Origin of the sequence: Bowmanella pacifica, from assembly GCF_014645355.1 — a bacterium.
GTDB classification, from domain to species: domain Bacteria; phylum Pseudomonadota; class Gammaproteobacteria; order Enterobacterales; family Alteromonadaceae; genus Bowmanella; species Bowmanella pacifica.
The window spans coordinates 875283-886578 of record NZ_BMLS01000001.1; the positions used below are offsets into that span (position 1 = coordinate 875283).

Sequence of the window (11296 nt, forward strand, 5' to 3'; positions counted from 1 at the left end):
AAATGTTAAAAGCCGTTATTACTTCAATAGCCATGTTGCTTTGGCATATGAGTGCGCATGCAAGTCATATCGATAACATTCTGCAACACTGGAAGACGCCGAGTGATGGCTATGTTTTTGTAGTGGCCCATAGAGCTGCCTTTATGGAAAACGGGCAAATCATTCATCCTGAAAACTCACTAGCCGCCATTGAGTATGCAATAAACCTAGGTGTTGATATGGTCGAACTCGATCTGCGCATCACCAAAGATGGGCGTTTCGTTATCTTGCATGATGCCACAGTTGATCGCACTACCAACGGCTATGGAAAGATCAGTGAAATGACTTTCTCTGAAACGCAGGAAATTAATCTTATCAATGAAGTAACCGGTGAAAAAACCGACTATAAAATCCCAACACTTGAGCAAGTTTATAAATTAGTAAAAGGTAAGATAATGGTTAATCTAGATCCAAAGCTGGATATAGATGAGCTCAAAGAATCACTTGAAATAGCAGATGATTTTGGCGTGGCTGAGCATATCATTCTAAAAGGCAGGTCGGATACACAAGAAGAACGAAAAAAAATAAAACGCCTAGTAGACTCACTCCCTTTCAAAGTCGATTTCATGCCAATTCTTCGAGACAAAAGAATCACCTCTTTTGCCGATATTCAAGCCACTTATGCGTTATTAAAGCCAGAAGCAGTAGAAATGGTTGTAGGTATGCCGAACCATGACGACGGTAACTATTTAACTAAAGACGGCGGAATTCTCTTTTCCGAAAAAACAGGTTTACTAAGTAAGCGCTATGACAGCCACCTTTGGATTAACACACTCTACATAGATGCACTGCGCGGGAAAATTGATTCATTGCAATGGAATGGCGGGCGACATGACGTTTTAGGACTAAAGTACCCGCATGAAGTTTTTGATTTTTGGATAGAAAAAGGCGCAACAATAATCCAAACCGATGAGCCAAAGTTCCTCATCTCATGGCTAAAAAAGAAAAATCTAAGACAAACAAAAAACAATGAACCCCAGTAAATTTTCCGCTGCATTTAGCCGGGTAATTGGCTGTTCACCTTCTCAATGGAGAGTACACAAGGTAGATTAGTTTTGTAGACTTCTCTTCACAGCTAAAATGGAGAGACAGATCTGAGCGGCCTTGCTGTTCAAATAATCAACAACACCTGAGCCCCCTTCCCCGACCTGGGCGTTAAAATCATAATTAACTGGCGTTTATTCAGCCTGGTAACCCACAGCAGAAAGCCTATCTAGAGCGCTACAACCCGTACTGTTCGCTACGAGTGGCTGAACCAATATCACCGGGTTTGAACAACCGCACACTGAACAAAGAGTCACTGTGAAGCACCTTACCTACAAACAAATAGGTGGCGGTGTAAGTGGAAGAAGGCCACGCCATCGCTTTAGATATCCTCGCTCTTTGCGTACTGGTGGGCTGCGCCCCGAGCCAGCAAGTCGCCAAGGCTTTCCACGGTAGGTTGTGCGAAAGCGTGCCATCCTCGACACTGGCCGTTCGTTGCCTGCACGTTACGAAAGCGACCTGATCTGGTCGCCCAGCAAGCCCTGAACGTGTAACTGCCATAGCGCCCCGTATAACTGTGGGGCGCTATGACGCTTACAACAAAATAGGCTGTTGTTTTATCGCTCGTGATTTGATCAAAAACTGAATTTGGCTGACAAAAATACTTCTCGGCCGCGGCCGACTTCCAATCCGCCGCTATAGTAGACACCGGCATAGTAGTATTTGTCTGTCAGGTTCTTGGCTTGCAAGCGGAAAGTGGCCGGCGTGTTTCCGATCGTTGTATCGTAGCTTATACCAGCATCCCATAAGGTGTAGCTAGGTATAAAACCGCTGTTCTGGGCGTCAACAGGTCGGCTGCCTGCATAACTCAGCATACTATCCATGGATAAACCCGGTACCGTCAAAAATGCGTAGCGCGCACCGAGCGCACCTTTCCAACGTGGTACGCCCTCGCTACGTTTACCTGACGTAGTATGGTCGGAGACATTCTCTAGTTCGGTGTCCAGATAGGTTATATTGCCTAGCACCGTCAGTCCTTGAGTCAGGTTAGCAGTCGCATTGACCTCAATGCCACGGTGACGGAACTGGCCGTTGCTCACATAGTCATTGTTAAGATTGAGATAGCTGGCATCTCGCTTGATATCAAATAAAGCTGCAGCGAGATTAAAATTCTGGTTGATATCGGTTTTCAAGCCTATTTCATATTGTACTGACTCAATTGCCTCGGTTGGCTGGTTGGCATTATTGGCGTTGTAAGGAGCGTAATCGCCTTTTTCAAATCCACGAGAATAGCTGACATATGTCATGGTATTCTCGGTTGGACGGTAAATCAGTGCTCCGGTCGGAACAAAGACATTTTTGTCCTGGGGTAGCGCATCTGCCGAAAGGTTACGTGCCTTGTACCATATATAACGGCCCCCCAGCAGCACTTGCAATTGATCATTGAGAGTCATCAAGTCGCTAGCGAAGATGGAGCTTTCTTTGATACTGGATTTGAAATCAATAGCCTGTTCTGGGCCAAAGTCCCAGCGGGCTGGTTGCACAGGATTGCGAATATTTCCTACCGAAATATCGCCGACACTGATGCTGCCAACGCTTTCCACAAAGTCCCAATAAGGGCTCTTGTCACGGAATTGCCGGTACGAGGCTCCAACGAAGAGGTCGTGGAAAAGCTCACCTGTATTGAATTTCCCCGCAAGATAAGACTGTAGTGACCACGTCGTGAAGACTTCACCGCGCGACTGGTACAGGTCAGCATAACCAATGTCGCCATTGGGTTGTATATCAAACAGATCGACATAGCCGCCATGGCGTTCAACCTGGGAGAAATTGGCTTGGGTGACTGAAGTCCAGTCATCATTCAAAGTGTAGTCTAACTTGGCTTCTATATTGTAGGCGTCAGTTTTGTGCCGATACCATGAAGGAGAAAGTGCATCGCGACGATCGAACCTGGGTGGTTTGACATAGCTTGAAGGATCTAGTGGATCGGCTCGACCACTTTGGTCTGCACGCAGTAATGGGTCGGACATTGCACTTTTCCAGCTCCAATCTGCATTGAGTTGTAACAATGTGCGGTCATTGAAGCGGAAGTCGGTCGCCAATCCCGCAAACTTACGTTCTAGATCGCCGAGGTGATCAAAGTCGCCGACCTTTTCATAACCGACGTTCAAGCGGTAGCCGAGTGCACCATCAGCCCGTGAATTACTCGTATCCACAGCCACATAACGCCCTTGAAGAGAGGTACCCTGCAAACTTAGTGTGGTAAAAGGCGTCAGTGTCGGGCGCTTGGGAATGTAATTGATGGTACCGCCTGGTGAGTTGAATCCGTATAAAAAGCCGGACGGCCCTTTAAGCACGTCTACACGTTCAACTAACTCCAGCGGCACATCATAGTGCGGTGCCAAGGCCATGCCATCACGGCGGATGGTGTTGAAATTATCCATTGCGAAGCCACGCAGTCGGAAGTTGTCAAAGCCACCGCCATAAGAAGATTTCAGGACTGAAGGGTCCAGTGCCAGCATATCGCTGACCGTGCGCGGGGATGTTTCACTGATGAGCTCGGCGCTATAACTTTGGATCGCCAATGGTACTTCCATCGCGTCTTTGGCACCAAACGCTCCCACATTAACTTCGAACGCATTATTCAAGGGAGGAGCGGTGATGGTGATGCTCTCAAACACAGTCTCGTTTTCTTGAGAGGTCTCCTCCCCATGGGCCGCAGCCATTCCCCCCGAGACCGAGGCCATGACCAGGCTGGTCAGCAGTGTTTTGTTAAAACGAGCAGGGACAGATACATCGACATCCATGCAATTCTCCTTTAGAAAAAATAAAATTCGTTGCGTGACTGAAAAAATGAGTCAGCGCCTGAAAATTTTCGCGCCGTTACTGTGTTGACAAATCACGAGATTCGTTGGGCTTTTCGTTGATTACTAAAACCCACCGCTAGGTTACGATATAATATAACATCAATATAAAGTAAGCTATAGGGGGCATTGTGAGACGTGCAATGTCGGGTGAAGGAGGAAAGCCCAGTGAACAGTCTACATCTGACCGCAGTGGTCAAGTCATATTGATCACTACAAAGTAAGCAACGATGAAATTGAATTTATGGAAATTAAAACCGCTTAGTTTTGAAAAAAAGGAACATGACAGAGAGCAAAACGCTAAAATTTCTTGCAAAGAATGGTGCCTGGGGTCGGACTCGAACCGACACAATGTTGCCATCGGCGGATTTTGAAATATTTGCGCCTATTTTAGTCATTTAAAATCAATATATTGCAATATAAAATGGACACTTTGCAAATTCTTTGCAAGAAAACCATCTCCCAAAATCACGACTCTGGAAGAGTCTATAATTCTTCTTCGCTGCTAATACACTGCCAAATAGGCTCTTCATCTTCCCACCAAACCAAACTTACAAACTGATCGTCATGGTAATGGAAGGCATGCTCATAAACAGTTGCGTCATCTGCCCAACCTTCCCGACACCACACGCTGCCATCTACTTCACCAGCGCTAGATTTGACCCCATTGAATATCAAATCATGAATCTTCGATCCATCTGGGGCTGTATTGGTTGGGTAGAAACATCCAGGTAAATTGCTATTCTTGTCGAACAGATATCGGCTTCCATCTCTACGATAGATGACAAAGTGGCCCATATGGTGATCACTGGTAATAACACGACGCATGGTCATCATGAAGCTTGTGTCGAAAGCTGTCTTAACAGAACTCATTAAGTCTAGGTCGAGGCGACTACCTGCCAAATGATCTTTCAACAAGTAACTCGGCACAGAGTATATGAATCTTTACTAGCTTTCTAGACGAGTGCCAGCCTGTCATATTAGTAGTGAACAACCTGTCACGAGAAACCACAACCGAATAGGTAGCGTTTGCAGATCAATCAGTTACAATCGCAACTAGACACGTTACTTTTTCTTTGCAAGCACTAATGACCACCCAGACAGCTCGGCACGACATCGAAGACAATCTTTACATATACACCCAGGACAACAGCAAGTACTGGTATGCTCGATTCCAGCTCTTCGGAAAGTGGTACTGCAAATCCACCAAAGAAAAGGAAAGAGATAAGGCGATCGCTAAGGCGCACTACATCATATTGGAAAGCCGTATAAAGGCAGAGCAAGGCACCTTGTCCAAAAGTCGACGTTTCCGCGATGTGGCTGAATTAGCCATCTCAAAAATGGAAAATGAGCTTGAACATGGCGGAGGTAAGGTCATCTACAAAGACTACATCAACGCCTTGAATAAATACCATGTCCCATTCTTCGACAGAACGTTTATCACCTCCATTGACCAACAAAAGATACGTGAGTTTGACCGGTGGAGAACAGAAAAGGTTGGGCGCTCACTTGCCAAGTCCACCATCCTGAATCACAACGCAGCAATGCAGATGGTGTTTAAAGAAGCCATTGAGCAGAAATGGATGATTCCAGTCCAAGTTCCCGTTTTATCTAATACTGGTGCATCAGGTGAAAGACGGGCTTCTTTCACACCAGATGAATACGACAGAATTTACGATACCGTTGTTAGCATGCAGAAGAACAGCCGCAAGGAGAAGACAAACCATATCCGCGAATCTCTTCTCGACTATATGGAGTTTGTCATCAATACCGGCATGAGACCGGGCTCAGAGTTGGATAATCTTACGTGGGGCGATATCCGAGTTGAAGCACATGAACACAAGATCCGTTTCTTTGTGACAGTACGAAAAGGAAAAACGACTAAACACACCGGCACCCGGGAAGTTGTTTGCAAACAGAATATTTTTGACACTATCCGCTTAATGACCATGCGCTTTAAGGATAGGAAGGCTACTGACAAACTATTCAGGCTAAGGGATGGTTCAACAACCAAAGAACTTGGCCGCACTTTTGATAGTGCATTGGAAGAGGCTGGACTTAAAGAATCTGCGCATGGACCCAGGACACTCTATTCATTGCGCCACTCCTACATTACCTGGGAGCTACTTTCTCAGAATGTCACTATAGATGTGATTGCAAAACAATGTGGAACAAGCATTCAGATGATAGAGCAGCACTACAACCATGTGATACCTCGAATGTTCAGCAACCAGCTATCAGGTGTTGAATTTCCAGAAATTAAACAAATTCAAGACCGCTTCAATGTCCCTGAAAAAACAAAGACATCCTTCACCAATTTGGCAAAGGAATGGGAAGCCAACTTTCGTAGGCGGGGCTGTATTTAAGATTCCCCCTTGGTGCTGTATATTTAATCGTCCCATCATCTAAAAATTAAGGAACTAAATGTCTGATTTTCTGAACATCCTGACGCATGCTCGTCGTCTGCAAGCTGCAGTGAAAGAGCTCTCTACAGAGGAATTAGTATCCGTATCTGACAAGCTCCAATCCATAATTGAGACAAGAAAAGCACTGGAAGCGGAAGAAGCTAAAGAACTAGAGAAGAAAGCAGCTCTCAGAGCTGCCTTACTGAAGCAAATGCAAGATGCTGGCATCAGCCTGGACGAACTTTCTGGTGAGGCTCCGTCAGCTAAAGCAAAAGTAAAACGCCCCGTAAAGTACAAGCTTGTAGATAGCGAAGGCACAGAACACACTTGGACAGGTATTGGCCGCATGCCCAAAGCTTTCGCAGCAGCTCAAGCTTCGGGTAAGAAGTTGGAAGACCTTGCAATCTAAGCTAATTCTCCACTAGCTTATCGGCGTCGATATTCACTGGTCTATGATATCGACGCCAACAATCTCATTGTCATATGACTCTCGAATTAGACAGATTAAGCACCGTTAATCTGTATTACCATTACTTCTGGATTGAGCGATTATCGGAAGTTCAGCTTTTGTCTAATAATGTTAAAATGATGCTAGTTGTTTAAGAGAATCTACTTATGAAAACCATTGGAAAGCTGGCTAAAGAACTAGACATTAACGTAGAAACAGTCCGATTCTATGAACGTAAAGGGATTATCGTGCAGCCACCAAGACCTGATAATGGTTATCGTATATATGACAAAACTCACATCAATCAACTTAAATTCATATTAAAAGCTAAAGCTTTGGGCTTTACACTTGATGAAATCGCTTCACTCATGTCTATGAGTGGAAACTGCGCTGATGTCGAATCGATGGGGTTACACAAGCTTGAGCTGATCCGAGAAAAAATTGCCGATTTGCAACGGCTAGAACAAGTGATTCAAGATATGACAAATTCTTGCAAAGCCAATCAAGACCCCAATTCCTGTCCAATAATAAATTCGCTCAATTAGCTGTTGACTCCGTACCCATATACGGAGTTTAAACTACCTCAAAAGTAGAGGTAATTATGATTAATAAAATTCTAGATAAAGTAGGCTCCGGTGGAGTATGGTTAGCGGCACTTAGTTGTACAGGTTGCTTTCCCGCTTTAGGCTCTCTAGCATCAGCTCTAGGGCTAGGTTTCCTGTCACATTTTGAAGGAATAGCGGTTAACACTTTATTACCGTTATTTGCTGCGCTCGCTTTATTGGTCAACTCGTACAATTGGTATCAACATAAGCATGTGGCAAGAGGCATATTAAGTGTTATTGGCCCAATTGCTGTATTACTGACCCTTTATCCGTTGTGGCAATACGATTGGAGCACTTACTTATTTTACTTTGGGATCACATGGATGGTATTTATGTCAGTGTTGGATATCGTCAAGCCTGTTAAGGAACCCGTATGCAAGGTATAGAATTAGAGTCTAAGATTACTTGTCCCGAATGCGGGTTTAGTAAGGTCGAGACCATGCCGACAAACGCTTGCCAGTGGTATTACGAATGTGAAGGATGCAAAGCGCTGCTCAAGCCGTTAAAAGGTGACTGTTGCGTATATTGTTCTTACGGGACCGTTAAATGCCCTCCTATTCAAGAAGGAAGCCGTTGCTGCAACAAATCTTAATGTCTGCTTTTGGCACGAAGCGAACCGAAATAAGTAACGTTAATAACTGTTAACATGACCTTGATGTAGAACCAACACACATCACGTCTATTTAGCAGTTGATCTACTGACTTCTCTGATAAATACAGCTTATTGTTAGCTGTCTGCTAGAGAGTATGCTTAATAGTAGAACCCCCCTTCAGCCTTCAACTTTCTGGGTGATTTATCTCCCTATTCGATGAAAAAAAAGGTGCATAAATGCACTTATCCAGATATTCCAGGCCATCTTCACTAAGAAACCCATTAAAAAACATAAACATTCAGCAATCCTGAACTCAGGATTACGTTTTTATATATCATATACGATAATGGCATAAGAAAATTTCTGTACTGGGCCCTGCTCTTAATAATTTCGATACCAAGCAAGAGGAAATCTTGCCATACGCCTTGCTTTGAAAGGCATCCATTTTTATTAAGAGAACATATGTATGAAGATCATCAAGACACAAACTGAAGCTAGCAAAGTGTTCATTGGCATTACGTGTCACAACCACGACCTCATCTACAAAGCAACAAGACTATATGTGAGCAAAGTTTGGACTCTGTACGAAGGATACGATTCCTTTAAAAGTATATGTGAAGCAAAACTTCCCAGGCTCTCTTACAAGACAATTTTTGACTACGCCAAAGCAGGAGAGATAACCCTGAACACCGCAGGACCGAAAATGCTGGGAAAATACTCAAACTCGAGCATGTTACAAATGAGAAAGTTGGACAAGGAGGCTCAAAAGCGAGTTTGGAAGCGATTGCAAGACAAGCTAGGCAATAAACTAACACAAAATACGGCCTCTTTGACTGCAAGCATTGTAAGTGATGCAATGCTTAATGAAGGCTTTTATAAGGAAAAGTTGTCTAGGGACAGTAATAAGTTCAAGTATATCAAAACGTTGATTATGCACATTACCGATAAGGATATGAGAAAAGCTGCAAACTGTTTTAAGGAATTACTAGCAGACGAAAGGATGTTGCAAGACTTTGTTCTAGAATTGACGTCAACGAAAGCCGCCTCCCTACAGGGTCAAAAAGCAAAACCCACATCTCATAAGAAAGCACGTTCTGGGAAGCAACCTCTCAATAGGAAACAAACGTTTGATAAAGGAGAGAAGGCATGAAAACACAGCCCCTCTTCCCTGTATCAATTGCACTTGACGCTCTCAACGTGGGTTATCCAACTTTGACTAAAGTTGATGAACATAATATCAAACTACGTATAAAGCGTCTGGCCAGCGAACAGGCAATGAGACACCAAGTTGACGAAGATGACGTACTTAAATGCGGTGGAGGATATGAGTACTGCTTGCTGTTACCACTATCAGCAAGCTTTAGTTATGGCCAAAACAATTCGGAGACCCCGGCTATGGCAGTTTATATTGGCTGTCGAAAAAACCAAAGGTCTAAGATGGTTGTCTCCTTCAGAGGTCACCCTCTCTCACGAGAACATTTGTTGTATGCACGCTTCTGGCTTAAAGAGTTATGCAAAAATATCAGAGTATCTGATAGACAATTTACACATCCAACGAACATTGTCGTGACGTCATATCACATAGTCAAAGACGTGCGCGAACGCATACAAAATATAGGGGTAGAAAGACGTAATTGTTCCTGTGCTATGTTTTGCACTGAAAGCGGCTTACTTACTGGTGTTTATATGGGAGGAATGAAATCTCGCACACAGTTCGTCTATTACGATCGAAACAAAAAGCGCCAGAATTATAGACGTCCAGTAACGCCTTACGACATCACTAGACTAGAACAACGTATAAAACTTCATATTCCATGGAACAAATTGGAGGATGATCTCATTTCAAGACTAACAAAAGAGACTATGCACTTCTATGATATAGACCGATACATCAACGAAAATAAAATAAACGGAATGTGGAGTGATGTTATTAAGAATATTGGAGCTCACTCAGTTATCGCTGCGCAAACAGTTCCATCTTCTCGACGGCGACTTCGGCAAGAATTGCAAAAGTATGAAATTAACTTAGGCGAAAATTCCGGCATAAGAAAGGCGGTAAAAAAAATCATCCTACGCTTACGTCACTTTGTTGATAAAGACAATCGATATGTAATGAGATGTGTAAAAACATATCAAAGTAAGTTCGAAAAGACATTCTTGTATTGAGTTTTAGTGCAAACAAGGGAGGCTCAGTTGCCTCCTTGTTTTCACTATCCCCGTAAGAAATAGCGGTGTAACAGCCGCTTTCTCTACGCTAGCCTAATTCATAGCATCCCAAGTACATCCCGCTTATTCAAAGCAAGTCACTACCTTTGGAACATATATATGAATGCAGCTAGCCCCTACGCGCTGTATTTAGGCCGCTTATCGCCTAATAGTCAGCGTTCTATTACTTCACAGCTTAAGTCCATTGCACAGCTATTGAATTGGTCACCGGAAGACGCCCAAGAACGCTTCCATCAAATAGATTACCGACAAGCTTCTCATATCAAGGCTTTGCTGGTTAAACAGGATTGGTCAGCCCGTTCCATTAATCGGGCAATGATAGCCATTCGGGGCATTGTTAAAACCGCGGTATTATCTGGCCTAGTTCCTGAGATGCAATCTATCCAGTTACAGGCCATAGGCAAAGTCAAACACGGTGAACATCAAGGTAATGCATTAAGTCCCAAACAGGTTGATGCGTTATTTAAACAGCTAGAGCATGAACGCTCAGAAATTGGTCTTCGTAACCTTTGTATCTTTGCCCTACTACTTGGTACAGGTCTGCGGCGCAGTGAGTTGATAGCGCTGCGTATATCAGACTACGCGCCAGAAAAGCACACTCTGCATATCGCTAAAGGCAAAGGGAACAAAAGCCGTACTGTGTTCTTACCTGTTTGGACAGAGGCTTATCTTAAAACCTGGCTACAATGTCGAGGTGATGAAAGTGGCCCATTGATCAATCGCGTTTATCGCTCAGGCCGTATTGCAAAAGATAAGGCCGTCACTGACTCCGGTATTTACGCCCTAACCCGAAAGATGCTCAGGCTAATTGGTGTAGAGGGTGTATCACCCCATGACCTACGACGAACTTTCATAACCCGCTTGCTTCAACAAAATGTGGATCTCAATACCGTCAGACAAATGGCCGGACATGCGGACATTTCAACCACCATCATGTATGACAAGCGAGACCATGAGGTTATGCAGCAAGCCGCCGCAAAGCTCAGCTATTCACGCCGGGGGCGTAAGTAATCATGGGTGTTGTAAATCGGCACGAACCATCAGGTTTGTATTATCTAGCCTGCCAGTACGCGAGCAAGCTACTACCTAGTTTTAGCGCCCACCAAGCAAAGGATGAGGGGATCGAGTCGAG

Annotated in this window: 11 protein-coding genes and 1 pseudogene; 10 read left to right on the plus strand and 2 right to left on the minus strand. The window is 44.1% G+C overall.

The window, feature by feature from the left end; genetic code table 11:
• The first annotated feature begins 2 nt into the window (after positions 1-2).
• Both IEX02_RS03440 and IEX02_RS03445 read left to right on the plus strand, forming a co-directional pair.
• On the plus strand, positions 3-1022 hold the full coding sequence (locus IEX02_RS03440; RefSeq protein WP_188690297.1) for a glycerophosphodiester phosphodiesterase family protein: 1020 nt from the start codon (positions 3-5) through the stop codon (positions 1020-1022).
• 188 nt (positions 1023-1210) lie between these two features.
• Positions 1211-1301, plus strand: a pseudogene (locus tag IEX02_RS03445) (integrase core domain-containing protein); the annotation flags it as partial.
• 357 nt (positions 1302-1658) lie between these two features.
• Here IEX02_RS03445 and IEX02_RS03450 read toward each other — a convergent pair.
• Together IEX02_RS03450 and IEX02_RS03455 are read right to left on the minus strand one after the other, a co-directional pair.
• Positions 1659-3830 (minus strand): TonB-dependent receptor, encoded by a 2172-nt coding sequence (locus IEX02_RS03450; protein WP_188690299.1) that lies wholly within the window; start codon positions 3828-3830, stop codon positions 1659-1661.
• A 543-nt stretch (positions 3831-4373) separates the two neighbouring features.
• The gene (locus IEX02_RS03455) at positions 4374-4802 is read right to left on the minus strand and encodes a hypothetical protein (RefSeq protein ID WP_229702023.1); all 429 of its coding nucleotides are present in this window, start codon (positions 4800-4802) and stop codon (positions 4374-4376) included.
• A 173-nt stretch (positions 4803-4975) separates the two neighbouring features.
• Here IEX02_RS03455 and IEX02_RS03460 point away from each other — a divergent pair, with 173 nt between their 5' ends.
• From IEX02_RS03460 to IEX02_RS03490, 8 genes are all read left to right on the plus strand, one after another.
• Positions 4976-6253 (plus strand): tyrosine-type recombinase/integrase, encoded by a 1278-nt coding sequence (locus IEX02_RS03460; protein ID WP_188690303.1) that lies wholly within the window; start codon positions 4976-4978, stop codon positions 6251-6253.
• A gap of 58 nt (positions 6254-6311) precedes the next feature.
• A complete protein-coding gene (locus IEX02_RS03465) occupies positions 6312-6701 on the plus strand; it encodes an H-NS histone family protein (protein WP_188690306.1) in 390 nt (129 codons plus the stop codon).
• A gap of 206 nt (positions 6702-6907) precedes the next feature.
• Positions 6908-7285: a MerR family transcriptional regulator gene (locus IEX02_RS03470; RefSeq protein WP_055648499.1), complete on the plus strand. Its 378-nt coding sequence runs from the start codon at positions 6908-6910 to the stop codon at positions 7283-7285.
• Positions 7286-7341: 56 nt separating this feature from the next.
• Entirely contained in the window at positions 7342-7731 is a 390-nt protein-coding gene (merC, locus tag IEX02_RS03475; RefSeq protein WP_055648498.1) for an organomercurial transporter MerC, read from the plus strand.
• Positions 7719-7937: a GDCCVxC domain-containing (seleno)protein gene (locus tag IEX02_RS20325; RefSeq protein WP_229702025.1), complete on the plus strand. Its 219-nt coding sequence runs from the start codon at positions 7719-7721 to the stop codon at positions 7935-7937. The genes merC and IEX02_RS20325 overlap by 13 nt, the downstream gene beginning before the upstream one ends.
• Positions 7938-8404: 467 nt before the next feature.
• Positions 8405-9088 (plus strand): hypothetical protein, encoded by a 684-nt coding sequence (locus IEX02_RS03480; RefSeq protein WP_188690309.1) that lies wholly within the window; start codon positions 8405-8407, stop codon positions 9086-9088.
• Positions 9085-10104, plus strand: coding sequence for a hypothetical protein (locus IEX02_RS03485; RefSeq protein ID WP_188690313.1), 1020 nt, complete (start codon positions 9085-9087; stop codon positions 10102-10104). Before IEX02_RS03480 ends, IEX02_RS03485 begins: the two co-directional genes overlap by 4 nt.
• A 159-nt stretch (positions 10105-10263) precedes the next feature.
• Positions 10264-11175, plus strand: a complete 912-nt coding sequence (locus IEX02_RS03490) for a tyrosine-type recombinase/integrase (RefSeq protein ID WP_188690315.1) — start codon at positions 10264-10266, stop codon at positions 11173-11175.
• The last annotated feature ends 121 nt before the right edge of the window (positions 11176-11296 follow it).

Bases quoted from the DNA above. Each gene is read 5' to 3' on its own strand.
- IEX02_RS03440 (WP_188690297.1), top strand. From the start codon at position 3: ATGTTAAAAGCCGTTATTACTTCAATAGCCATGTTGCTTTGGCATATG.
- IEX02_RS03450 (WP_188690299.1), bottom strand. From the start codon at position 3,830: ATGGATGTCGATGTATCTGTCCCTGCTCGTTTTAACAAAACACTGCTG.
- IEX02_RS03460 (WP_188690303.1), top strand. From the start codon at position 4,976: ATGACCACCCAGACAGCTCGGCACGACATCGAAGACAATCTTTACATA.
- IEX02_RS03465 (WP_188690306.1), top strand. From the start codon at position 6,312: ATGTCTGATTTTCTGAACATCCTGACGCATGCTCGTCGTCTGCAAGCT.
- IEX02_RS03470 (WP_055648499.1), top strand. From the start codon at position 6,908: ATGAAAACCATTGGAAAGCTGGCTAAAGAACTAGACATTAACGTAGAA.
- merC (WP_055648498.1), top strand. From the start codon at position 7,342: ATGATTAATAAAATTCTAGATAAAGTAGGCTCCGGTGGAGTATGGTTA.
- IEX02_RS20325 (WP_229702025.1), top strand. From the start codon at position 7,719: ATGCAAGGTATAGAATTAGAGTCTAAGATTACTTGTCCCGAATGCGGG.
- IEX02_RS03480 (WP_188690309.1), top strand. From the start codon at position 8,405: ATGAAGATCATCAAGACACAAACTGAAGCTAGCAAAGTGTTCATTGGC.
- IEX02_RS03485 (WP_188690313.1), top strand. From the start codon at position 9,085: ATGAAAACACAGCCCCTCTTCCCTGTATCAATTGCACTTGACGCTCTC.
- IEX02_RS03490 (WP_188690315.1), top strand. From the start codon at position 10,264: ATGAATGCAGCTAGCCCCTACGCGCTGTATTTAGGCCGCTTATCGCCT.